The sequence below is a fragment of the Compostibacillus humi genome (assembly GCF_014637175.1).
GTDB classification, from domain to species: Bacteria; Bacillota; Bacilli; order Bacillales; family Amphibacillaceae; genus Oceanobacillus; species Oceanobacillus humi.
Genome location: NZ_BMEV01000005.1, coordinates 1 through 23,912 on the forward strand (window position 1 = coordinate 1; position 23,912 = coordinate 23,912).

The window sequence follows — 23,912 nt, forward strand, 5'->3', positions numbered from 1 at the left end:
CAAGATGCCTTTCGGGACTATCGGGATATCTTGAAGGAGAAAGGAATAGACACCTCCAACATGCGCCCGATGGGTGCGGCTGAATCGAATATGAACCTATTTTCCAGGAGACTCAAGAAAATGGGTTATAGCTGGTCATTCAAAGGGCTTCAAAGCATGGTAGATGCGCTCATTCATCAATTTGAAGGGACGCTGATTGAAGCTATCCAAAACAAATCAACCAACGAAGCTACCAACCGAAAAAAGTCAAAAACGTATCCATCATTTGCGAAATTACTCACACAGAAGGCAAGGGAATCTATAGGCGCCATTCAAGGACGATTGCCTGCTTTGACTGGAGATGACCAACGAAAACCTTACATTAGGGCTTTAAGGGACTTGGCAGGCTTTTAAGAGGAAGAGTATGTATCGTAAAGTACCAGCCGTTGAAACTTTACGTGGAGAAGGGAGTATGATACCCTGGCTAATTCAGCCAAACCTTTCTAAGCTTGGCTCCTTGGCTGACTATTCATGCTCCCAGAGGCTCCATGTCAAGTTTCAACAAATTGTGGGGAAAGGGGGTTCTGTACCCTTTTAACACAGATTCTCAGAGAAAAAATTTATTGAAACGAAAAAACAAAGGAAAAATCAAAGGTGAGGGAGACCTCCCGTAAATACTTGACAGACTCCAATATTCTAAATATTATTGCCTGTTTTTCCAAGATTTGGTATATTGTATCCGAGAAGGACATCCAGGTTTGCAGCGTTTCGGTGAAAACCGGAATATTTTTTAAAATGAAGGAAAACGCTTACAAAGGAGGAATGGTATGGCTGAAATTGTAACAAAGGAAAAAGGCAGGGTCGCGGTCATGACAAGCCCGGAAACGTTGGAGTTTCAGGAATACCCGATTCCGAAACCCGGACCTGGCGCCCTAGTTTTAAAAGTGCTCCGGTCAAACGTATGCGGTTCGGAGCTGCATATTTGGAAAGGACTCCATCCGACAAAGCGAGAAGGGGTATTAGGCCATGAAATGATCGGAGAATTGTATGAAGCCGGAGAAGGGGTAACGACCGATTATGCCGGGCAGCCGATTAGCAAAGGAGACCGAATTGTTTCTGCCTATTATTTAACCTGCAAGAAATGCTCTCCATGTCTAGAAGGACATTTCCACCTATGTGAACACGCATATGATTTTTGGAACTTACAGCCAGAAATCGCTCCCCATTTTCACGGAACTTTTGCCACACATTACTACATCCATCCAGACCAGTTTTTTTACAAAGTACCTGACAATGTATCCGATCTTACTGCAGCAAGCGCCAATTGTGCCCTGTCGCAAGTATATTTTGGCTTGGACAAAGCCGGCCTGACGTATCAGGAAACGATTGTCATTCAAGGAGCCGGCGGACTTGGATTAAACGCGGCTGCCGTTGCCAAAGAAAAAGGGGCAACCGTTATCGTGATTGATGCCGTGGAAAAACGGCTCCAGCAGGCTAAGCGATTTGGCGCAGACTACACCATCAATTTAAATGACTATGAAACGCAGGAAGAGCGGACGAAAGCCATTCTTGATTTAACCGATGGAAAAGGTGCCCACGTCGGCCTGGAAGTAGCCGGAGTGCCGTCGGCTTTCCAGGAAGGAATTCATTACATCCGCCCCGGCGGCAGGTTTGTCACGATCGGCAATATTACGCCGGGCAAGCTAACGGAATTTGATCCCGGGCTGCTGACGAGAAAATCGATTCAAATTATTCCTGTTGTCCGCTATAACCCGTGGTATTTGCACAAGGCGCTGCAGTTTCTTGCGGCAGCCAATAGAAAGTATCCCTTTGATGAAATGCTGGATGCGGAATTCACCTTGGATGAAATTAAGCTGGCCTTGGATTTGTCAGCAGAGCGGAAAATTACGAGAGCATCCATAGTGATGAACGGCTAGATAGATTCATAGAATATATTAAAAAATTTTTAGGAGGTATCACGATGAGCAAACCGAAGTTGTATGTGTTGGATACGGGCACGATGAAAATGGACAAGAATTTTATGGTGGCGATGCACAATCCGGCATCGATAGATAATCCGAGCCCGCCGGCAGAATTTATCGAGTTTCCGGTGTATGCTGTGCTCATTGACCATCCGGATGGGAAAATTTTATTCGATACGGGCTGCAATCCGGAGGGAATGGGAGAAAACGGCAGATGGCCGCAAGCTGTGCAAAAAATGTTTCCTGCCTTCCAAGATGAATCCTGTTATTTAATTAACCGTCTGGAACAATTGCGGGTAAGTCCGAAAGATATTAAATATGTCGTTGCTTCCCACCTCCATTTGGACCACGCCGGCTGCCTCGAATTATTTACGAATGCCACGATAATCGTCCATGATTGGGAACTGTCCAATACGATGAAGCAGTTCGCGATGACGAAGGATATGGGCGCGTACATTTGGGCGGATATTAATAAATGGATCGAAAATGACCTGCGCTGGAAAACAATCAAGCCTGATGAAGATGAAATCGAATTGGTGGACGGCATTAAAATTTTAAACTTTGGTTCGGGACATGCATGGGGACTCCTCGGCTTGCATGTGGAGCTTCCGGGTACCGGCGGCATTATCCTTGCCTCCGATGCGGTATATTCCGCGGAAAACTACGGTCCGCCGATAAAATTGCCGGGAATTATCTATGATTCCATCGGCTATGTGAAAGCGGTGGAAAAGATTAAAAAATATGCGGAAAGAACGAATTCCCAAGTTTGGTATGGCCATGATGCGGAACAATTCAAAACCTTTATTAAATCGACGGAAGGGTACTACGAATAAGCCAATTCTCGATAAAAAGAGAAAAATAGCCTCTATCTGTTGAGGCTGTTTTTCCTTTCGAATAAAGGAGGAGAGAATGATGATTCAAGTCGAGCAGCTATATTACGGCTCCTTTATTGGCGGAAATGAAATTAAAAACGAAAAAGAGTTGGAAGTACAGAATCCGTACAATCAGGAAGTTTTAGGGAAAATCTCCTGTGCAACGGCGGAAAATGTCCGGGAGGCGGTGGAAACAGCCGACATGGTTTTCCGGGAAACGATGCGGCAAATGCCGGCCTATCAGCGGTCGGAAATATTGCGGAAGACGGCAGATTTGCTGGAAAGCCGGTTTGAAGATTTTGCCAAGCTCCTTTCCTTGGAAGCGGGAAAACCGATCCGGGAAAGCCGGGGAGAAGTAACACGGGCGATTCAAGTGCTTCGTTTTGCTTCAGAAGGCGCCAAATCGATGACCGGAGAACAAATTCCCCTTGATGCAGCCGTTGGAGGAGAAAAGCAAATCGGCATTGCCAAACGGGTACCCCTCGGCGTCATCGCAACCATTACGCCGTTTAATTTTCCGTTAAATCTCGTTTTGCATAAAGTGGCTCCTGCCATTGCCGCCGGAAATACGGTCGTGTTAAAGCCGGCAGAAAAAACACCGTTTTCTTCCGTCATGATTTACAAGCTGCTGGAAGAGGCAGGTTTGCCGAAGGGAGCCTTCAACATCGTCATGGGTCCCGGCCAAGAGCTCGCAGACCCCCTTGTTACCCATCCAAAGGTGAAAAAGGTCACCTTTACAGGCAGCAGTACCGTCGGCTGGAAAATTAAAGAGATGGCGAAACGGAAAAAAGTAACCCTCGAATTAGGGTCCAATGCGCCGAACATTATTTTTGCCGATGCGGATCTCGACCAAGCAGCGGATGCGATGGTAATGGGCGGGTATACGTACGCAGGCCAGGCATGTGTCTCGGCCCAGCGGATTTACGTGCAGAAAGAAGTGTACGAAGCCTTTGTTTCCAAATTGGCAGAAAAGGCAAGGGGGCTGACAATGGGCGACCCGCTGGATGAACATACGACCCTCGGTCCGATGATTACGGAAGATGCCGCGATGCGTGCCGAATCTTGGATAAAAGAAGCGGCAGAGCAAGGGGCGCAAATCGTAACCGGCGGAAAGCGGAGAGGAACGTTTATAGAGCCGACGGTCATTACGAATGCGACACCGGATATGAAAATTGTCTGCCAAGAAGTATTTGCCCCGATCGTTGCCGTACTGCCGTTTGAGACGGAGGAAGAAGTTATAAGCTATGCCAATGATTCCGACTATGGCTTGCATGCAGGCGTATTTACGAAGGATATCGAGCGGGCATTTCGCCTTGCCGATGCATTAGAGACCGGCGGCGTTTGGATTAATGAAGTTTCGGTCCGCCGTTACGATCATATTCCATATGGCGGAGTGAAGCAGAGCGGAATCGGTAAAGAAGGCGTGAAGTACGCCATGGAAGATATGACGGATATCAAATTTATCGGCATTAAATTATAGATGGATAGAGGAGAGGATGAATGGTGAAGGTTAAATCTGCTGTTTTGCGGAAATCGGCTGCTCCAGCTCCATATGCGGAAAGCAGGCCGATCCAAATTGAAACGTTAGAATTGGATCCGCCGGAATATGGGGAAGTTTTGGTAGAAATAAAAGCGGCGAGCTTATGCCATTCCGATTTATCGGTAATTGACGGAAGCAGACCGAGACCCCTGCCGATGGTCCTTGGCCATGAAGCAGCCGGCATCGTAAAGGAAGTGGGCGAAGGCGTTACCGATTTAAAACCGGGAGACCACGTCATATGTGTCTTCGTTCCAAGCTGCGGCCACTGTGTCCCGTGCCGGGAAGGCCGTCCAGCCCTTTGTGAACCGGGTGCAGCATCCAATGCAGCAGGCACGTTAATCGGAGGCGGCGTACGCTTTCATGCAGAGGACGAAGAGGTGAACCACCATGTCGGTGTCTCTGCATTTTCTGAGCATGTCGTTTTATCGAGAAACTCTTTAGTAAAAGTGGATAAGGATATTCCATTCGAAAAACTGGCCCTTTTTGGCTGTGCCGTCATTACCGGCGTCGGGGCTGTCATCAATACGGCAAATATTAAGTTAGGCAGCACCGTGGCGATCGTCGGTCTGGGCGGAATCGGCCTAAGTGCTTTGCTTGGTGCCGTTGCCTCGGGAGCAAGCCGGATTGTGGCGGTAGACATTAATGAAAATAAATTGGAGAAGGCGAAAGAACTCGGAGCAACGGATGTGTTTAACTCGAGGGACCCGGACGTCGTCGAGCAAGTCCGCAATGCAACCGGAGGCGGCCTTGACTACGTCTTTGAAACGGCTGGCGCGGTTCCGGCCCTGGAAGTTGCCTATGGAATAACGAAACGGGGCGGAACGACGGTTACGACAGGACTTCCCCATCCGGAACATCAATTTTCTTTCCCTTACGTAACACTGACCGCGGAAGAAAAGACGTTTAAAGGCTCCTATGTCGGCAGCTGCGTCCCAAGCCGGGATATTCCAAGATTTATCAGCCTGTTTGAACAAGGCCGGCTGCCGGTAGATAAACTGCTGGCAAAAACAATTTCCCTCGAGGAAATCAATGAAGGATTTGACTTGTTGGCGACAGGAGATTATTCGCGGATTATTATTAAATTTTAATAGATTTATAGATACGGCGGAATGCTCTCCGCCGTATTTATTATTTCTATCAATCTCAATTTCTACTCTTTACAATTATTAGAATATTACCTATAATTTAAATTAATAATATTTTACGCTTCATTTATTGATAAATTTAATAAAAGGAGATGGTTTGTAAAAAGCCATAAATCAAATCTATGTAATAAATTTTAAAAGGGAGAGTGGGTGAAGAAATGAAAATAACGAAAGTAACTACACAGTGGGTAAGGATTCCGCTGGAACGGCCGGTCGGGTGGTCGATTAAGACGCTGACCCACCGGGAGCATTTGCTCGTAAGAATTGAATCGGATGCGGGAATCGAAGGGATAGGATTTTGTCTGCAGGATACAAGCGCCGGAGCGGCAAAGGCAGCCCTCGATGAATTGCTCGTTCCGATGCTGATGGGAGAGGACCCAAGGGATATTGCGAAAATATGGGACAAACTATATTTCCAAACCGTTCGCATGGGAAGAAGGGGAAATTTGCTCCATGCTCTTTCCGCCATCGACATTGCCCTGTGGGACCACCATGCGAAACTGGCAAGAATGCCTCTATACAAAATGCTCGGCGCAGCGAGAGAAGAAGTTCCTTGCTACGCTTCCGGCGGATATTACTATGAAGGACTGGAAATGTATACGAAGCTTGGGGAAGAGATTGAAGGGTATTTGGACATGGGGTATAAGGCGATCAAGATGAAAGTCGGCAGGATGGACAATAAAGAGGAAGCGAAGCGGGTGAAATTTGTCAGGGAAATTATCGGGCCGGACATAAAATTAATGATCGATGCCAACCAGTCTTACTTGGACGTGAATGAATGTGTCGATTTTTGTAAGCGTGTACAAGAATACGATATTACCTTTTTTGAAGAACCGCTGCCGATGGATTTTTTTGAAGCCTATATCCGCCTGAAAAAACAGACATCGATTCCGCTGGCTACCGGTGAAATCGGCGCAACCCGCTGGGAGTTCCAGCAATTTATGAAAGACGGTTCATTGGATTATGTTCAGCCGGATGCGACGATTTGCGGCGGCATTTCCGAGTGGCTGAAGATTGCCAATTTGGCCAGTGCGCAAGGTGTTTCGGTTGCGCCCCACTATCATTGGGATGTCCATGTCCACTTAGGATGTGTATCGAGAGAAGTTTCGATTTTGGAGAAGTTTAATGGGACGAATGTGAAAAACTTTGATCTGATTATCGCTAACCCTTATGAAATCACCGAGAACGGAACGCTAAAGCCTCATGACGGAGACGGATTAGGAATTGAGTGGGATGAAGAAGCAATACAGCGATATTTAGTTCTTGAAAAAATCCATAGTTAGTCAAAAAAGGTGGCAAAAAATGAGCACAATATCGATTCCGAAAGAGAAACTAACAAACTACGTAAAAAACATTTTCCTGAAAGCAGGTTTAGAAGAAGAAGCAGCAGATGTTACTGCCAGGCATTTAGTGTTTGCCAATTTGAGAGGGGTAGACTCCCACGGTGTCACTCGCGTTTCCATTTATTGCAAGCGGCTTGCAGCAGGAACGATCAATCCTCATCCGCAAATTCGTGTGGAAAGAGAAACGCCGGCGAGTGCGCTGCTTCACGCGGATAACGGCATTGGCATTTATAGTGCAACGAAAGGGATGGAAATGGCCATCGAGAAAGCAAAGAAAAGCGGCATTGCCGTTGTCGGCGTGTATGAATCCAATCATTGCGGCATGCTCGCTGCCTATACGCTTCAAGCTGCTCAGCAGGATTGTATTGCGATGGCAACGACGAACGCCCCATCGTTAATTGCGCCCTGGGGAGGGAAAGAGCCGTTTTTTGGCACAAACCCGTTTTCCTATGCAGTTCCTGTTGCCGGCGGGCAGGATATTGTGTTCGACATGGCGACGAGTGTTGCCGCCCGGGGGAAAATTTTATTGGCAAAACAAAACAACCAGCAAATTCCGCTCGGATGGGCGCTGACAAAAGACGGGGAACCGACGACAGACCCGAATGAAGCATTGGAAGGCATTATTCTTCCGGTCGGCGGACATAAAGGATATGGCCTCATGGTTATGGTGGAAGTGCTATCCGCCTTATTTACCGGCGCCCAATTCGGTCCCCATGTCGGGGATATGTATAAAAGCGCGACGGCTCAACAGCGGGTCGGCCATACGTTTATCGTCATGCGGGCGGATCTGTTTCACGATTTGGACAAGTTTAAGCAAAGGATGTATCAGTTTGTGCACGAAATTAAAAGCGTCGCAAAACTAAAGGATACAGAAGAAATTTATTTGCCGGGAGAGCTTGAAAGAATTCAATATCAAAAAAGAGCTGCAGAGGGCATCCCGCTCAGCCGGGAACTGCTGGAAGATTTAACGGAAACGGCACACCGCTACGGCATTTCGGAACGTTTAATATAGGGGCGCAAAATCAGCTCCTCGCATAAAGGTCGGATACAAAATGATTCGGTTTGGATTACTGATTGGCACCTGTTTTTTATATTTGGTTCATGAATTATTTCCCGTGCCAGTGCTGCACTCGGTTTTTTTGCTGGCATGCACCTTCGTGTTTTTGGCGTTTTACACCGATTTAAAAAAACGGGGAAAAATCGTTACGGGATTGCTTTTTTCCACCGGTCTTCTCCTGCATTTCTATCAAGGGGACCGCGGGGTCGAATTGTTGGCTGGAATTAATCAAAATATGGCCATTCTCTCCATTATTATATTGGCGCCGCTAATATCCATTCCCTTAAAACAGGAAGGGCTGCTCGGGGTTGTTACCGACAGACTAAAAGAGCAAAAAAATAATGCGCGAAGCACCTTCTATAGTGTCGGTACGTTCACGATGATTTTGGCGCCGATTTTAAATATGGGGGCATTGCGGATTGTCGACGGCATTGTATCGAAATTGCGCCTGCCGCCAAAAGTTCTGTCCAGTTCCTATTATAATGCAGTTGCTCCCGCTTTTATTTGGTCGCCCTTTTATGCATCGGTAGGCACGGTCCTTTTTATGACCGACATGCCTTATACGTCATTTATGCTGATCGGCATCGGCTTTGCCGCTGTACAGATACTCGCAGGAAGCATCATCTTGCGACCGAAGAAAAACGGACAAGCCGAAAATGAAGAAGAGAAGCAGGTAAGTGATGAGGACAGGAAAAAGCTGATTAAGCTGATTTCCTTTATTATCCTGCTTCTGATTGCCCTGATTTTGGAAGAGGCGTTTACGGATCAGCGGATGCTCTTTTTAGTCAGCGTGAATTGTATTGCGGTTCCTCTTCTTTGGGCGCTCCTGCGAAACAAGTGGAAAGAGCTGAAAAAGGAACTGATCCATTTTAAAGAACGATCAACAAAGTCCAGCACGGAAATCGGATTGTTTTTGTCGGCGGGACTGTTTGGCAATGCCCTCGTGCAAACGCCGTTTACGGAGGTGGTAGAAAACGTCATTATCTGGTCTTCCCGGAGCTCCATCTTATTGCTGTTTATTATTCTGATCATGTTTATGCTGCTGATGGCAATGATGGGAATCCACCAGATCGTTGTCGTTCCTGTTATAATCACGATTTTATTATCCCCGAACGTGGATTTGAGTCTGTCTGTTATTGCGTTTATGTGTGTATTTGCCTGGACGCTATCCGCTTCCATCAGTCCGATGAACCCGTTAAATGTCATCATTAGCCAATGTGTCGGCAAAGACGGATTTACCGTCGCCTTGAAGTGGAACGGGAAGTACTTTTTAAGCATCACCGGAATTGCTTTCGTTTATGTCTACTTATTAAGCTTTATTGCCTAATGCAACCATCACTGGAAAGGAGGGGATTTTTTGGATCTGAAGCATTTAGAAGTTTTTCACGAAATTTGCAGGAACAAAAGCTTTTCCAATGCGGCAAAGAAATTGAGGATCTCTCAGCCGACGGTCAGTACCCATATTAAATCATTAGAAGAAAATATCGGGCTGACTCTCTTTAACCGAAAAAATAAAACAACGGGCAATTTAACCGAAGCGGGGGAAATCTTATATCAATTTACGAGACAAATCTTTTCCTTAATGGATAAAGCGGAAGCCTCCTTAAAACATTATAAGCAAGGGACGTATGGCGTCTTGTCGCTGGCAACGGCACACACGTTTTGCAACTGGTATTTGCCGGAAATCATAGAATCGTTTAAGCAAAAATATCCTACGGTAGAGATTGTGCTGCATACGGATTTTACTCCGAGAACGATGGACTTAGTTGACAGCAGAGAAGTTCAGTTTGGGATAACCCGGTCTGCTTCGCCGGTTTTTATCGATAAAAATTTCAAAAGCCTGTTAATTGGCAGTGATCATGCGGTGTTTGTCGTATCCCCGAATCATCGGCTTGTTCAGTACAAAAATGTTTACGTAAAAGACATTATCAACGAGGCATTTATTGCCTTTGGGAATAAGTCGAATTACTGGGAACAAGTGTTAAATTATTTTGACCAAATCGGCGTACATCCGAAGGTCACAATGGAATTGCATGACATACAGGCTGTGAAAAAGATGATTGAAATCAATATGGGAATCTCCATTCTTCCGTTAATTTCGATTCAGGATGAACTGAAAGCCGGAACATTGAAAGTGATTAAAGTAAACGATTTTCCGAAAATGATTCGGTATAGCCATTTAATTTATAAAAAGGACCTGATTCGGACGGGACCGGCAGAAAAATTTTATGAATTTATTAAGGAAACGATGCCCTATTCATTTCCGTTCGATAATATATAATATTATAAACATTTTAAAAAAACAAATAAAAATATTGTAATTTATAGAAAAAGATAATATTATATATATAAATTTCATAATATATTGAATATTGCATACGAGGGAATAAAAATAAAAAATAGTTTCTCCAAGGAGATGAGAACATGAACTTTGACTTATCAGAGGAAAATCTCCAGGTCAAGAGCATGGCAGCAAGTTTTGCCCAAAATGAAATCGCTGCCAAAATAAAGGAGTATGAAAAGGAGGGGAGATTTCCTAGAGAAATTTTGCGAAAAATGGCGGATGTTGGTATGTTCGGAGCAACCTTTCCGGAAAAATACGGAGGTTCCGAATTGGGGTTTTTAAACTTAGCGATTATTGCCGAAGAAATTTCGAAGGCCCATCCAGCCCTTGGATATGCCTTTAATATGCAGGCAATGACGTGTCCCTTTACGATTTTAAACTGGGGTACGGAGGAACAGATTGAAAAATACGTGTCGCGGCTGATTAAAACGGAACTTATCGGCATGTTTGCCTTAACCGAATCCGGCGGCGGGTCCGATGCGGCCGGATCCATGAAAACGACGGCAAGACTGGAAGGTGATGAATATGTAATCAATGGTTCGAAAACGTTTATTACCTTCGCCGATCAGGCGGATGTAGGAATTTTATTTGCAAAAACGGATGTCAATGCGGGACATCGGGGAATTTCTGCCTTTATTATCGAAACAGACCGTCCCGGCTACACGGCGAAACCGATTGAAATCAGTTCTTTAGGGAAGATGATGCAGAGCTGTGAAGTGTTTTTTGAAGACTATCGCATTCCAAAGGAAAATCTGCTTGGGAAAGAAGGCGAAGGATTTAAAATTGCCATGAACGCCCTCGACTATGGACGCTTAACCGTGCCTGCCCGCTTAGTAGGGATTGCCCAAGGCTGTGTCGATGAATCGATCCGCTATGCGAAAGAAAGAGTCGTTGGCGGCAAGCCGATTGGCGAATACCAGATGATCAAGCAGAAAATTGCCGTTATGGTCGTCGAAACCGAGGCAGCAAGACTATTAACCTATCGGAGCGCCTACTTAAAGGACAAAGGGGAAGCAGCAACGAGGGAAAGCTCCTATTCCAAATATTTTGCCTCGGAAGTAGCGGTGAAAGCGGCTAGATACGCCTTAGAAATTTTTGGCGGAAATGGGATTACCGACGAGTACCCGATTATGAAATACGTAAACTATGCCAATATGCTCCATTTTGGCGAAGGGTCGGCAAATATTCAGCGGATATTGATTGCCGATGATGCGCTAGGATGGAAGAATGCCAACCGGCATAACATTAAGCAGCGTTTTCCGCTGGCAAGATAATTTATGATGGACAAACTTTGCTATTTAAGATAAATATTTAGAATAATTTAAATTTTAGGAGGGATTGACATGAAAAAGAAACTCTTTTTGCTCTTCATTATGACGGCAACATTATTATTTATCGCGGCCTGCTCTTCCGGCGGATCCGGGTCTGAATCGGGAGACAGTTCCGGCGGTGACAGCGGCAGTGACGGAGGTTCAAGCGGATCAGACGGCGATGTCTACCGGGTATCGATTGCTACAGGTACCAATACAGGGACTTACTATCCGCTAGGGTCCATTTTCGCTGATTTATGGAACAACAAACTAGACAATGTGGAGGCATCATCACAGGCGACAAACGGAAGTGTGCAAAATATGCAATTTATTAAAAATGGGGAGGCACAAGCAGCGCTCGTGCCGGTAGGAACCCTCTATCAAGGGTATCACGGCTTAGACAGTTTTGAAGGAAATGCAGTGGAAAACGTAACCATTTTAGCCGGACTTTACCCTAACGTTAACCATATGGTTGCAAGAAAAGGATCCGGGGTCGAATCGATGGAAGATTTGCGGGGAGCAAAAATCGTGCCGGGGGCTACCGGAAGTGCGACAGAAATAGAAATGCAGCGCCTCGCATGGGCCTATGATATTGATTATGACACCGAGCTAGAAAAGAACTTCGTCGGCTTCACCGAATCTACCGATTTAATGATGAATAAGCAAATTGATGCTGCGATGATCATGGCGGGAGTTCCGACGGCAGCGGTAACTGAGCAGCTGACAACGGCAGACGGAATGCTTCTCAGCTATTCGGATGAAGCGATTGCAAAGCTGAAAGAAGAGTATCCGTGGACACAGGAATATATCATTGAAGCCGGCTCCTATGAAAACCAGCCGGAAGATGTAAAAACGGTTGCACAAAACAACTTCCTCATCGCACCTGCGGAAATGCCGGAAGATGTCGCCTATGAATTAGTGAAAACCCTTTGGGAAAGTTTAGAAGAAATTAGAGACTCCCACTCTGTTATTGAGCAATTTGATGTAAACAATGCCCTCGTTGGAGTTGGCGAATTGCCGGTTCATCCTGGGGCAATGAAATACTATGAAGAAATCGGAATTTCGATCGAATAAGAGATTGAGGGAGCAGCGAATGAATAGATTGCAAGATTATGAAAACCGATTAATGGGGCTCATTCCGCCGGAAAGAATTAAAACGGCGGATGTTCCCCGCCCTTCTCAAGAAATCATCGATGCCTTTTATGAGATGGAAGGGCTTACGCCGACAATTTCCGATATATTAGATTCCCTTGGTGTGAAAGGGGCGATTCCAGCCAGTTCTCTCCGTCCGGTCATCCCGGGGAAAAAAATCGTCGGGCCGGCCATCACGATTCGCTATATTCCGGAGAGGATCACACCTGATTATGGCTTTGCCAATCAGGAAAAAGCCAAACTGGCAGACCGGGATCTATACGCCATCGGCAAAGAAGGGGATGTCCCTGTCTTTGATGCAGCCGGGCTCAAGGATATCTCGGTGATGGGAGGATTATCTGCGCTGGTGGCAAAGAAATGGAAGATGGCCGGGAATATTGTGGACGGAGGAGTCCGTGACATTGACACGATTCGCCAGTTAGACTATCCGGTTTGGAGCAGCGGCCAAACGCCGATTACCGGAAAATACCGGGTGGAGGCGATCGAAATCAATGTCCCGATTACAATTCAAGGGATACGCGTCCATCCGGGGGATCTCATTGTGGCGGATGACAGCGGGGTTGTCGTCGTTCCCTTTGAAAAAATTGAAGTCGTGTTGGAGAAAACAAAGGAAGCAGCAGAGAAGGAGAAGAAAATTACGGAGCTCATCGAAAGCGGCGCTTCCATTGAAGAAATGAAAAAAATATTGCCGCCGAGCAAGTGGTAAGGAGGAAACCAATGGCTACATTTCAGGAATTAGCCTGCAAGGAAATTATAAAAGGGATTGAAGAAATTAATCCGGACTATTTCCTGTCCATTCCGTGCAGCACCGTTGCTCCCGTAATCCAGCATTTTGAAAACCATGATAAGATTATCTCTTTTCCTGTCAGCCGGGAAGAAGAAGGAGTCGGAATAGCTGCCGGAATCAGTTTAGGAGGGAAAGTGCCGGTACTTTTGATTCAGGATACCGGAATCGGCAATTCGATCCTTGCCATTACTACCTTTGTGAAGGCCTATCATGTGCCGATGCTGATCCTTGTAACACGGCGCGGCGGATTTGGGGAAATCAATTCTGCGGTATATCATTTTTCGGAACCGTTGCCGCAAATATTAGATGATGCAAATGTCAAAACGTTCCGTCTCGATTACCGTGTTCCGCTGAAAGAATGGAGCGTCGCTATTCGGCAAGGCTTCCAATATGCCCAAAATACCCATCGTCCGATTATTGTCATGTTTAATATAAAAGGCGGTGCTGCACAATGATGTCCAGATTCGAAGCATTGCAAGTGCTGTATCAATATACGGAACATATCCCCGTCATTTCTTCCTGCGGCAATACGTCAAGAGAATGGGCGAGCCTGGGAAGAAGGGACAATCATTTATATATGGTGGACACGATGGGATTGACTCCTTCCGTCGGCATCGGGTTAAGTTTGGCCTTAAAGGATAAACCGTTTAAAAAGGTGATCGCCATTGAAGGGGACGGGGGCATTTTAATGAATCCGAATGCTTTCGCATCTGCCGCCTACTTAAGGCCGGAAAAGCTGCTGCTGATCATTTTCGACAATGAATGCTTTGCTTCCACCGGCGGACAGTGTTCCCTCGCCAGCAAAATTGATATCGGAAAAGTGGCAAAAGGCTTTGATCTGGAAGTAATCGCAGTCGATAATACGGAGGATTTTGAACAGGCCGTCAAAGAATCGATCGGCAAAGATGCGCCGATTGTCATTCATGCGAAAATTAATCAGGAAAATCAGAAGCGGCCAAATATTAACGATGATCCTGCAGTACTTTCGTATAAATTTTCCCGCTTTATTAATGAGGCGTAAAAGCAGCGGCAAGTCCGGCGAAAACCGGATGAGCCCTGCACTGCTCTAATGGCAAATTAAGTTTAAGAAGGTGTCCTCAATGAAGGCATTGGTAATTGATCGTATTCATGAAGATGGGATTGCATTATTAAAACAGTTTTGTGAAGTGGACGTGCGCTATCCGCTGGCACGGGAGGAATTTGCAGAAGTAATCGGTGATTACGACATCTTAATCGGAAGAGCTACACCGGAAACCGGAAGCATTCAAGCGCCGATGTTAGAGCGAAGCGGCAGATTAAAAGTCATCGGGATTGCATCCGTCGGGCTTGACCAATTTGACCTGGAATATATCCAGTCAAAAAATATTAAACTCATCAATCTTCCTGGCGTCAATTCCATATCGGTTGCGGAACACGCCATCGCATTGCTCTTAAGCGGAATCCGTTCTATCGTTCCGGCCTACCAGCAAATGAAAAATGGAATATGGAACAAACACGGATTTCCGAATGCAATGGAACTCCATGGCAAAACAATGGGCATTATCGGCTTTGGGAATATCGGCAAAAAGGTAGGCCAGATTGCAAAGCACGGATTCGGAATGGAAGTATTGGCATACGACCCCTATATTGGGAAAAGCGAAATCATGGAAGCGGGTGCACAGCCTGCATACTTCGAGGATTTATTAGTTCAGTCGGATGTAGTTTCCATCCATGCCCCTTTAACGGAGGAAACGTATCGTCTCTTTGGGAAAAAGGAAATTTTGCAGATGAAGAAAGATGCAGTCCTTATTAACGTATCCCGGGGCGGGATTATCGATGAAGAAGCTCTTTATGAATGTATGGCAAAGGGACATCTGCTGTTTGCCGGAATCGATGTGCAGGAAAAGGAACCGTGCGATGATTTGCCTCTCTTTTCCCTGGATAATTTTATATCAACCCCCCACATAGCTGGATTAACTAGCGACGCCCTCAGACGGGCAGGAATTCAAATTGCAAAAGAATGTCTCGAATATTTGGGAGTGAAAACATCCGAAATACATCGTTTTACGATAAACAAAGGAGGTTAGCGATATGTCTCAGTTAAATACTTCGGCAAATACGGAGGAACTGTTAAAACAATATGACAGTGAGGCAAGAACCCGGGAATATATCGGCATCATGGCAAAGGTCGTAACCGCAGTCGCATTAATTTGGGCGCTATTTCAAATATATGTCAACAGTTTTGGGGTGCTCGAGGCAATTAAAATGCGGGCCTGGCATTTAGGGTTTTTGCTGATCCTCACCTTTTTGCTTTACCCGGCAAACAAGAAAAAGATGAAAGCGAGAAAATTGCCGACCGTATGGGATATAACGTGTATTTTGTTAACACTATACTCCGTCGGATATTTGCTGATTACCTACGATACGTTTGCCAGAGATCGGGCGGGCTTCCATGTGGAAATGGACTATCTCGTCGGAGCCATCGGATTATTTGTCGTATTTGAAGCAAGCCGGCGCATCGCCGGATACACGCTGACAATAATTGCCGCAGTATTCCTTGCCTATAACTTCCTTGGTCCGTACATCCCGGGAATGCTTGGCCATGCCGGCTATTCCTATGAACGGGTAACCGACATTATGTGGTGGGGAAGCCAAGGACTATTCGGCATTACACTAGGTGTTTCTGCTACATATATTTTCATGTTCGTACTGTTTGGCGCCTTTCTGAAAAACAGCGGATTTACCGATTTCATTAATGATATTGCGCTGGCGCTGGCAGGATGGACGGCAGGGGGACCGGCCAAAGTTTCGGTTATCGGCAGCGGTTTTATGGGAATGGTGAATGGAAGTGCGGTAGCGAACGTTGTTACTACCGGTGCCGTAACGATACCGTTAATGAAGAAGACCGGGTACAGCAGTCGATTTGCCGCCGCTGTTGAGGCAGTCGCTTCCACCGGAGGACAGATCGCACCGCCGGTCATGGGGGCAGCAGCGTTTATTATGGCAGAGTTTATCGGTGTTCCTTATACAAAGATAATTCTTGCTGCTATCATACCGGCCCTTGTATATTACATTGCGCTATTTATGGTTGTCCATTTTGAAGCAAAGAAAATCGGACTAAAAGGAATATCGAAAGAAAATATTCCAAATGTCGTGCAAGTGCTGAAAGAAGGCGGGCATTTAACCATTCCAATTATTGTGCTATTGGGACTGTTGTTTACTGGTGTCACTCCGCTATATGCAGCAACCTTTTCTCTGCTTGCCACGGTGGTCGCCAGCTGGTTCCGCAAGTCAACGAGAATGGGGCTAAAACAAATCGTTGATTCGATGGTGGAAGGCAGTTTATCGGCAATCGCGGTAGGGGTTGCCTGTGCGATTGTTGGAGTCGTCGTTGGAACCGTATCTTTAACTTCCGTAGGACTTACCCTTGGCAATAATATTTTGCAGCTTTCCGGCGGAAGTCTAGTTTTTGCGGCAATTTTAACAATGTTTATTAGCATCGTTCTCGGAATGGGCATTCCGGCAACGGCAGCATATATTATTGTTGCAACAATTTCTGCACCGCTCTTAGTACAGCTTGGGGCACCTCCTTTGGCAGCCCATTTGTTTGCGTTCTTTTATGCTTCCCTTTCCAATATTACTCCTCCTGTTGCGCTGGCAGCGTATGCCGCAGCAGGGCTGTCCGGGGCAAATCCGAATGCTGTCGGATTTTTGGCGACAAAACTGGGGTTAACCGGATTTATCATCCCGTACTTCTTCCTGTTTAATCCGGTCCTGCTATTCGACGGCGAGTCGTATGTGCATAGTTTTATCGCTCTGATTACGGCAAGTATCGGCGTCGTCGCTTTAGCAGGGGGATTGCAAGGCTGGGTGCTGAACAAGACGAATTGGATTCAAAGAATAATGCTTTTTGCTACTGCATTTTTAATGATCGATCCAAATATCGTATTAAGTATTATCGGGTTTGTCGTATTTTTAGCAGTTATTATTTGGCAAAAGTTTAGCTCGGCAGAGAAACAAGAAGATTTATCAAAAACAGAAGCTTCCGGATAAAAGTACGATTCCCATCGTACTTTTATCCTTGCTGGAGTTTTTTCGAAGAGAAAGGAGCGGAAGGGATGGATAAACATCGCGGAAAGGTCGTCCTGATTACAGGGGCCAGCTCTGGCATCGGAAGGGCGAGTGCAGAGCTTCTTGCAGCCAATGGCGCAAAGGTAATCATTAATTACCGAACCAACGAAGAAGGAGCATTGGCGGCAAAGGAAAATATTTTGCGCCGTGGCGGAGAATGCATCGTCGTTCAGGCGGACGTGAGCAAAAAAGCGGAGGCAGACCGTTTAGTGGAAACCGGACTTCAAGAATACGGGCAGATTGATGTGCTTGTGAACAATGCCGGTTCTGTGATTAAGCGCAGCCCGTTTCTGGAAATTGGGGAAGAGCTTTGGGATAAAACCTTTCACGTGAATGTGAAAAGCATGTATCTCGTGTCACAGGCCGTGCTCAACCATATGGTCAAACGGAAAAAAGGCAAGATCATTAACATTTCTTCCGTAGCAGCAAAGCATGGCGCTCCTGGCGAAAACATTCATTATGCCGCTGCGAAAGGCGCCGTCAATACGTTTACTGTCGGACTGGCAAAGGAGTTTGCCCCCTATGGCATATTAGTCAATGCGGTGGCCCCGGGATTTATTTTAACGCCATTTCAGGATAAATATTCCACGCAGGAAAGAATTGACCGCATTATTCCGACCATACCGCTGAAGCGGGCCGGAACAGCGGAGGACATTGCGGCAATGGTATCGTTCCTCGCATCGGAAGAAGCGGATTATATAACCGGCGAAATATTTACGGTGAGCGGCGGCAGGTAGCAGGAGAAGTGGAGAAAGGACAAGTATCGGATAACATAGGAGGTTTTACTTTGAAACAGCCGTTGGAAGGTGTCAGAATTTTGGATTTGTCCCGGGTCTATGCAGGCCCGGCAGGTTCGATGATACTGGGAGACTTAGGTGCTGAAGTCATTCGGGTGGAGCATCCGGAGAATACAGACAGCATGCGGGAATGGGTTCCCTTTGTCAATGGGGAAAGTACGTATTATATGAGTGCAAACCGGAATAAAAAGTCGGTTACGTTAAACCTCAAGACCGAAAAAGGGAAAAAGCTGTTTTTGCAAATGGCGGAAAAAGCGGATGTCGTCATGGAAAACTTTAAAACCGGCACGATGGAAAGAATGGGGCTAAGTTATGAACAATTAAAAAAGAGGAAAGAAGATATTATTTTATGTTCGATTACCGGCTATGGCCAGACCGGCCCGTATCATATGGAGCCCGGATTTGACCCGGTCATTCAGGCGATCGGCGGCTTGATGGACATTACCGGCGATCCGGAGGGAGAGCCTATGAGAGTGGGCGTTCCTGTCGTTGACATGATGACTTCCCAATACGTCGCCATCGGTATTCTCTCCGCCTTGCGCCAGCGGGATTTAACAGGAAAAGGGCAGCACCTCGATATCGCTTTGCTCGATGTTCAAGTCAGTGCGCTGGCGAATATTGCCAGCAGCTATTTAAATACCGGGACGATCTCGAAACGGATTGGCAACAACCATAGCTATATCGTTCCATATCAAGTATTTCAGACGAAGGATCGGCCGTTAATGGTTTGCGCCGGCAATGACCGGCTGTTTGAAAAGCTCTGTCATGCCCTCGGAAAACCGGAATGGGCGCAGGACGAAAAATTCAAGACGAACAATAAACGGGTGGAAAACCGGGAAGAGCTGACGGAAAAAATTCAGGCAGTTTTTCACGAAAAAACTGCCGACGAATGGTATGACATATTAGCAAAAGCCGGGGTGCCTTCCGGACAGGTGAATAATGTGGAGCAAGTGTTTCATCACCCGCAAGTAAAAGCGCGGCAAGCGGTGGAAGAAGTGGCCCATCCGGCGGTCGGAACGGTGAAAATCGTGAAAAGTCCGCTGCGCTTTTCCGAATTCGGAATTCAAACAAAAACCCACCCGCCATTGTTAGGGGAGCATACCGATGAATTTTACGAAAAAGAGTTCGGAATGTCGAAGGACGAACTGGAGCGCTTAAAGGCAGAAGGAATTATTTAAGAAATTTTCGGAAATGCGAGGGATGGAAATGGAACTAGGGTTAAAGAATAAAACTGCAATCATCACCGGGGGAAGCAAAGGGATTGGTTATTCCACTGCGCTGCATTTAGCGAAGGAAGGGGCAAATGTCGCCATCTTTGCCAGGGATGAAGCATATTTGGAAAAAGCAGCGAATCGTATAAAAGAGGAAACGGGAAGGGACGTCTTCTATCTAGCAAAAGATGTTACGAAAAAAGAAGATTGTTATAGTTTAGTAGAAGAAACGGCAAAGCATTTCAACGGCATCGATATATTAATCAACAATGCAGGCACGTCCATGGCGTTTCCTTTTGAGGAATTTGAGTCGGACGTTTGGGAAACCGACCTCGATTTGAAACTGTTTGCTGCGATTCATTGCAGCAAGGCCGCATTGCCGTATTTGAAAAAACAGGGCGGTGCCATTGTCAACGTGACCGCATCGATGGCGAAAACGCCCGGCGCCTCTTCCATGCCGACATCGGTATCCCGGGCAGCGGGAATGGCGTTTACAAAAGCGTTAAGCAAGGAGGTGGGCAAATACGGCATCCGGGTGAATACCGTTTGTATCGGATTAATCCGCAGTGATCAAATCGAGAAGAAATGGAAACGATTATATCCGGATTTATCCTGGGAACAATTTTCCCGCCTGGAGGAACACCAAGTTCCCCTCGGCCGGATTGGCGAAACGGAAGAAGCGGCAAAAGTCATTACGTTCCTCGTTTCCGACGCCGCCTCCTATATTTCCGGAACATCGATCAACATTGACGGCGGCAGAGCGGGAACTTTATAAATGAACCATAAAAAAAGAAGGCGATTGCAGCCTTCTTTTTTTGACACCATTGTATGACTTCCTGCAAAAGTATTTATATTTCACAAAACCTTCATAAATTGGGGACGGACTAGCATTGTAAAGAAGAGAAAAAAGGGAATCAACCATTGGACTAAACAGGGCAAAAGAATTGTCTGCTCGTATGAAACAATTAACGCTGGATAACTAGCATACTCAAATGAGGGATGTTTATAAAACCATAAAGTCCATAGATACAGTTGGCAATTCCAGGACTTCAAATACCTTCATTAAATAGGAAAGCATTTTTTATTAGCCTCAACTCTAATAACAAACTAATAGTTAGAAATAAAACATAATTATTTATTTTTAAAATATTATTTTATATACTTGTATTACAAACATACATGTTATAGAAAGAGGTGTTTTAAATTATTAATCCGATTGAACGAAAAAAAATATCGGTGCAAATATTTGAGCAACTAAAAGAAAAAATAAAAGACGGAACTTTTCCTCCTCATTCGAAATTGCCGTCGGAAAATGAACTGGCTTCCATGTTTGGAGTAAGCCGTTCTCCAATTCGTGAGGCGTTAAGCATTCTAGAAGCGAGCGGTTTGATTGAATCGAGGCAGGGAGGAGGAAGTTTTGTGAAGAAAGTACAGCTTGCTGACAGACTCGATTCCTATTCCTTTGAAATGATAGATATTGAACAAATCTATGATTTGCTAGAAATGAGAACGATTATTGAATCTGAAGCTGCGAGATTTGCAGCATGGAGGGCATCTGAAGAGGACCTGAATCTCATCAAAACAGCCTTGGACGAATTTACAGAGAAGATGAAAAATATAAATGAAATCGGTTCTGAAGCGGATTATCATTTTCATAAAGCGATTGTAAAATCTGCTTATAATCCCTTTTTACTGCAAACGATGGAAAACTTGCAAGACCTATATAAAACTTCATTAGAATTTACGCTGAAACAAAACGTTGGCATCAAAAGAAAAAGAGAACAAATTTATGAAGAACATTATCAAATTTACAAATCCATTGTTGCAAGGGACGGGGAGGCTGCTGCCTATCATATGAAGCGGCATTTATACAATGTGCGCATTAAAATGGGAGATAGGCGAATCAAAGCACTGCCGAAAAAAATGAACCAGTGACTTTGTAATATCAGCAGACTGTAAATTTGGTTTTATCAGAAAATTCTGTTGAAATTATGATAAAAATATTATATGATTGTAATACAACTTATTGAATCCCTAACTAAAGAAAAGTAAATCTAATATGATAGCACTTGCTGTGGCGGAAATAAAATTCTTCAATGGAGTCAACGCATTTAGTGAAGGGAGGCTGGTCGATTCTGCTGCATTCAATATCCGTATTTGTAGTAATACTTTTTTGCAGTTAAGATTTCAGAAACTTATAAATATAAAAAATTCAGTTAAAAGGAGGATTATTATGAGTACATATCTGTTAGGGATTGATGTTGGCGGTACATTCACGGATTTTGTATCCTATAATACCAAAACGCGGGAAATCGAAGTCTGGAAAAATTTAAGCACACCGGAACAGCCGATAGAAGGTGTGTTAAATGGCTTGAGCCGTTTTGAAGATGTGACAAGCATCCAGCAGATTCTCCACGGAACTACCATTGCGACCAATGCGATTTTAGAAAGAAAAGGGAGCAAAGTGGCTTACGTCACGACGAAAGGGTTTAAGGATATTCCCTTTATTCAGTGAGCAAACCGGAAAAAACATTATGATTTAAGCTGGATTAAGCCGGACCCTCTTGTAAAACGGAGAAACAGTTTCGAAGTTTCAGAGAGACTATCTTATAAAGGCGAAGTGCTGGAAGAGTTAAATGAGGAAGACGTGCGGCAGATTGCAGAGGAAATTAAGAAAATCGGGGATATTGAAGCCATCGCTGTCAACACGCTCTTTTCCTATATCAATCCGGTACACGAACAAAGAATAAGAGAGCTGGTTGAAAAATATCTGCCTGGCATTCCAGTATCCATTTCCTATGATGTGCTTCCGAAATGGAAGGAATATGAGCGGGCAAGTACGGTCATTGCCGATGCATATATCAAACCGATTGTCACCAACTATATGAATCAGCTGCGGGAGCGCTTTGCCGAAAATAATATCACCGAAAACGTCGGAATCATGAAATCAAACGGCGGAATGATGTCGATATCGTCAACAGAAATGGCACCAATCAATACTGCTGTGTCTGGTCCTACCGGTGGGGTCGTTGCAGGCAAGGCGATTGCGGAACAATATGGGATTACCCATCTTGTCACTCTGGATATGGGCGGTACGAGCACCGATGTGGCAGTTATTGTGAATGGTCAGGAACAATTCACAACGAACTTTGAGATTGAGTGGGGAATTCCGATTCAAGTGCCGATGATTGACATACGAACCATTGGGGCAGGAGGCGGAAGTATTGCGTGGATTGACAAGGGCGGTATGCTCAATGTTGGGCCGCAAAGTGCCGGAGCCAATCCTGGGCCAATCTGCTATGGGAAAGGCGGAGACAAAGTAACGGTGACCGATGCCAACCTTGTTTTGGGACGCCTGAACAAGAATAATTTCTTAGGCGGAAGCATGGAAATCGACTACGAAGCAGCCTATCAGGCAATGGAAAAATTGAGCGAACAGCTAAATATGACGTCAGAAGAAGCTGCTCTTTCCGTAATTAAGATTGCCAACAACAATATGATCGGCGCTCTAAGAATGGTACTGATTGAACAGGGCTACGACCCGCGTGACTTTACCCTGTTGGTATTCGGCGGTGCCGGGCCGGTACATGCAACAGACTTGCTCGATTTATCCGGTATTCCTAACAGCATTATTCCGATGCATCCGGGGCAATTTTCCGCAGTAGGATTTATTCAGTCAGATCCGCGCGTCGATTTGCAGCGTACCGTTCAAATGACGTCGAAGAACTTTGATATGGAACGGGCAAACGAAGCATTCCAGGAACTGATCGAAAAGGGCATTAACGATCTCGCTTCCCAAGGATATACAGATAATCTGGAAATCATCACATCCATTGAAATGAGATATCTCGGACAAAACTACGAATTAGACGTTCCGTTTACTTATGATGAAATTAACGATGAGAATATGAAAAAGATTTGGAACAAATTCCACGAAATGCATCTTGCCCGGTTCGGCTTTAAGATCGACGGCGAAGTGATGGAGATTGTGAACTATAAAGCGACGATTATCAGCAAACAGGAAAAACCGAAAGTGAAGGAAGTGGAAAATGCCAACGACAGAGAAGCCATTCCAGTGGATCACCGCTACGTGTATTTTGATGAAGGTTCACTGCTGACTGCGATTTATGATCGGGAAGAACTGCTTGATGGTCATGTAATTCATGGGCCGGCTATTATTGAAGAAAATGCATCTTCGACGGTTATCAAACCAGATTACAAAGCGCAAATTGACAGTTTAGGAAATATCCGCATTGAAAAGAAATAAAACGGAGGGGAGAGAG

21 protein-coding genes and 2 pseudogenes are annotated in these 23,912 nt (G+C 45.3%); all 23 read left to right on the top strand.

The window, feature by feature from the left end:
* Nucleotides 1-393 (top strand): UPF0236 family transposase-like protein (locus IEV18_RS02015; protein WP_188390706.1); only part of this gene is annotated, 393 nt, incomplete at its 5' end.
* Between the two features lie 413 nt (nt 394-806).
* Complete coding sequence (locus tag IEV18_RS02020) at nt 807-1,916, top strand: zinc-binding dehydrogenase (protein ID WP_188390707.1); 1,110 nt, start codon at nt 807-809, stop codon at nt 1,914-1,916.
* Between the two features lie 44 nt (nt 1,917-1,960).
* The gene (ahlS, locus tag IEV18_RS02025) at nt 1,961-2,794 is read left to right on the top strand and encodes an AhlS family quorum-quenching N-acyl homoserine lactonase (RefSeq protein ID WP_188390708.1); all 834 of its coding nucleotides are present in this window, start codon (nt 1,961-1,963) and stop codon (nt 2,792-2,794) included.
* Nucleotides 2,795-2,873: 79 nt separating this feature from the next.
* A complete protein-coding gene (locus tag IEV18_RS02030; RefSeq protein WP_188390709.1) occupies nt 2,874-4,313 on the top strand; it encodes an aldehyde dehydrogenase family protein in 1,440 nt (479 codons plus the stop codon).
* Nucleotides 4,314-4,336: 23 nt separating this feature from the next.
* Entirely contained in the window at nt 4,337-5,461 is a 1,125-nt protein-coding gene (locus IEV18_RS02035; protein ID WP_188390779.1) for a zinc-dependent alcohol dehydrogenase family protein, read from the top strand.
* Nucleotides 5,462-5,676: 215 nt separating this feature from the next.
* Nucleotides 5,677-6,801 (top strand): mandelate racemase/muconate lactonizing enzyme family protein, encoded by a 1,125-nt coding sequence (locus IEV18_RS02040; RefSeq protein ID WP_188390710.1) that lies wholly within the window; start codon nt 5,677-5,679, stop codon nt 6,799-6,801.
* Nucleotides 6,802-6,820: 19 nt separating this feature from the next.
* Nucleotides 6,821-7,873: an Ldh family oxidoreductase gene (locus IEV18_RS02045; RefSeq protein WP_188390711.1), complete on the top strand. Its 1,053-nt coding sequence runs from the start codon at nt 6,821-6,823 to the stop codon at nt 7,871-7,873.
* A 40-nt stretch (nt 7,874-7,913) separates the two neighbouring features.
* Nucleotides 7,914-9,245, top strand: coding sequence for a hypothetical protein (locus tag IEV18_RS02050; RefSeq protein ID WP_188390712.1), 1,332 nt, complete (start codon nt 7,914-7,916; stop codon nt 9,243-9,245).
* Between the two features lie 30 nt (nt 9,246-9,275).
* On the top strand, nt 9,276-10,199 hold the full coding sequence (locus IEV18_RS02055; protein ID WP_188390713.1) for a LysR family transcriptional regulator: 924 nt from the start codon (nt 9,276-9,278) through the stop codon (nt 10,197-10,199).
* Nucleotides 10,200-10,342: 143 nt separating this feature from the next.
* Nucleotides 10,343-11,536 (top strand): acyl-CoA dehydrogenase family protein, encoded by a 1,194-nt coding sequence (locus tag IEV18_RS02060; RefSeq protein ID WP_188390714.1) that lies wholly within the window; start codon nt 10,343-10,345, stop codon nt 11,534-11,536.
* Nucleotides 11,537-11,605: 69 nt separating this feature from the next.
* The gene (locus tag IEV18_RS02065) at nt 11,606-12,646 is read left to right on the top strand and encodes a TAXI family TRAP transporter solute-binding subunit (protein WP_188390715.1); all 1,041 of its coding nucleotides are present in this window, start codon (nt 11,606-11,608) and stop codon (nt 12,644-12,646) included.
* A 19-nt stretch (nt 12,647-12,665) separates the two neighbouring features.
* Nucleotides 12,666-13,430, top strand: a complete 765-nt coding sequence (locus IEV18_RS02070) for an RraA family protein (RefSeq protein ID WP_188390716.1) — start codon at nt 12,666-12,668, stop codon at nt 13,428-13,430.
* A gap of 11 nt (nt 13,431-13,441) precedes the next feature.
* On the top strand, nt 13,442-13,966 hold the full coding sequence (locus IEV18_RS02075) for a thiamine pyrophosphate-binding protein (protein WP_188390717.1): 525 nt from the start codon (nt 13,442-13,444) through the stop codon (nt 13,964-13,966).
* Nucleotides 13,963-14,532 carry a thiamine pyrophosphate-dependent enzyme gene (locus IEV18_RS02080; protein WP_188390718.1) on the top strand — a complete coding sequence of 190 codons (570 nt, stop codon included), beginning with the start codon at nt 13,963-13,965 and terminating at the stop codon, nt 14,530-14,532. Before IEV18_RS02075 ends, IEV18_RS02080 begins: the two co-directional genes overlap by 4 nt.
* 79 nt (nt 14,533-14,611) lie before the next feature.
* Nucleotides 14,612-15,577 carry a hydroxyacid dehydrogenase gene (locus IEV18_RS02085; RefSeq protein ID WP_188390719.1) on the top strand — a complete coding sequence of 322 codons (966 nt, stop codon included), beginning with the start codon at nt 14,612-14,614 and terminating at the stop codon, nt 15,575-15,577.
* 4 nt (nt 15,578-15,581) lie between these two features.
* Nucleotides 15,582-17,543, top strand: coding sequence for a TRAP transporter permease (locus IEV18_RS02090; protein WP_188390720.1), 1,962 nt, complete (start codon nt 15,582-15,584; stop codon nt 17,541-17,543).
* Nucleotides 17,544-17,608: 65 nt separating this feature from the next.
* Complete coding sequence (locus tag IEV18_RS02095) at nt 17,609-18,358, top strand: SDR family NAD(P)-dependent oxidoreductase (protein ID WP_188390721.1); 750 nt, start codon at nt 17,609-17,611, stop codon at nt 18,356-18,358.
* Between the two features lie 50 nt (nt 18,359-18,408).
* Nucleotides 18,409-19,596, top strand: a complete 1,188-nt coding sequence (locus tag IEV18_RS02100) for a CaiB/BaiF CoA transferase family protein (protein WP_188390722.1) — start codon at nt 18,409-18,411, stop codon at nt 19,594-19,596.
* Nucleotides 19,597-19,624: 28 nt separating this feature from the next.
* The gene (locus IEV18_RS02105) at nt 19,625-20,404 is read left to right on the top strand and encodes an SDR family NAD(P)-dependent oxidoreductase (protein ID WP_188390723.1); all 780 of its coding nucleotides are present in this window, start codon (nt 19,625-19,627) and stop codon (nt 20,402-20,404) included.
* 461 nt (nt 20,405-20,865) lie between these two features.
* Nucleotides 20,866-21,039, top strand: a pseudogene (locus IEV18_RS17170) (winged helix-turn-helix domain-containing protein); the annotation flags it as partial.
* Nucleotides 21,040-21,048: 9 nt separating this feature from the next.
* Entirely contained in the window at nt 21,049-21,564 is a 516-nt protein-coding gene (locus tag IEV18_RS02110; protein ID WP_229733517.1) for a FadR/GntR family transcriptional regulator, read from the top strand.
* Nucleotides 21,565-21,862: 298 nt separating this feature from the next.
* Nucleotides 21,863-23,305 (top strand): annotated as a pseudogene (locus tag IEV18_RS02115) (hydantoinase/oxoprolinase family protein); the annotation flags it as partial.
* Between the two features lie 57 nt (nt 23,306-23,362).
* Nucleotides 23,363-23,896, top strand: coding sequence for a hydantoinase/oxoprolinase family protein (locus IEV18_RS17175; protein WP_229733518.1), 534 nt, complete (start codon nt 23,363-23,365; stop codon nt 23,894-23,896).
* Nucleotides 23,897-23,912 lie beyond the last annotated feature (16 nt).

Coding starts and splice junctions, on each gene's coding strand:
- IEV18_RS02095 (WP_188390721.1), top strand. CDS start 17,609: ATGGATAAACATCGCGGAAAGGTCGTCCTGATTACAGGGGCCAGCTCT.
- IEV18_RS02065 (WP_188390715.1), top strand. CDS start 11,606: ATGAAAAAGAAACTCTTTTTGCTCTTCATTATGACGGCAACATTATTA.
- IEV18_RS02045 (WP_188390711.1), top strand. CDS start 6,821: ATGAGCACAATATCGATTCCGAAAGAGAAACTAACAAACTACGTAAAA.
- IEV18_RS02090 (WP_188390720.1), top strand. CDS start 15,582: ATGTCTCAGTTAAATACTTCGGCAAATACGGAGGAACTGTTAAAACAA.
- IEV18_RS02030 (WP_188390709.1), top strand. CDS start 2,874: ATGATTCAAGTCGAGCAGCTATATTACGGCTCCTTTATTGGCGGAAAT.
- IEV18_RS02105 (WP_188390723.1), top strand. CDS start 19,625: ATGGAACTAGGGTTAAAGAATAAAACTGCAATCATCACCGGGGGAAGC.
- ahlS (WP_188390708.1), top strand. CDS start 1,961: ATGAGCAAACCGAAGTTGTATGTGTTGGATACGGGCACGATGAAAATG.
- IEV18_RS17175 (WP_229733518.1), top strand. CDS start 23,363: ATGGAACGGGCAAACGAAGCATTCCAGGAACTGATCGAAAAGGGCATT.
- IEV18_RS02020 (WP_188390707.1), top strand. CDS start 807: ATGGCTGAAATTGTAACAAAGGAAAAAGGCAGGGTCGCGGTCATGACA.
- IEV18_RS02040 (WP_188390710.1), top strand. CDS start 5,677: ATGAAAATAACGAAAGTAACTACACAGTGGGTAAGGATTCCGCTGGAA.
- IEV18_RS02080 (WP_188390718.1), top strand. CDS start 13,963: ATGATGTCCAGATTCGAAGCATTGCAAGTGCTGTATCAATATACGGAA.
- IEV18_RS02075 (WP_188390717.1), top strand. CDS start 13,442: ATGGCTACATTTCAGGAATTAGCCTGCAAGGAAATTATAAAAGGGATT.
- IEV18_RS02050 (WP_188390712.1), top strand. CDS start 7,914: ATGATTCGGTTTGGATTACTGATTGGCACCTGTTTTTTATATTTGGTT.
- IEV18_RS02060 (WP_188390714.1), top strand. CDS start 10,343: ATGAACTTTGACTTATCAGAGGAAAATCTCCAGGTCAAGAGCATGGCA.
- IEV18_RS02070 (WP_188390716.1), top strand. CDS start 12,666: ATGAATAGATTGCAAGATTATGAAAACCGATTAATGGGGCTCATTCCG.
- IEV18_RS02085 (WP_188390719.1), top strand. CDS start 14,612: ATGAAGGCATTGGTAATTGATCGTATTCATGAAGATGGGATTGCATTA.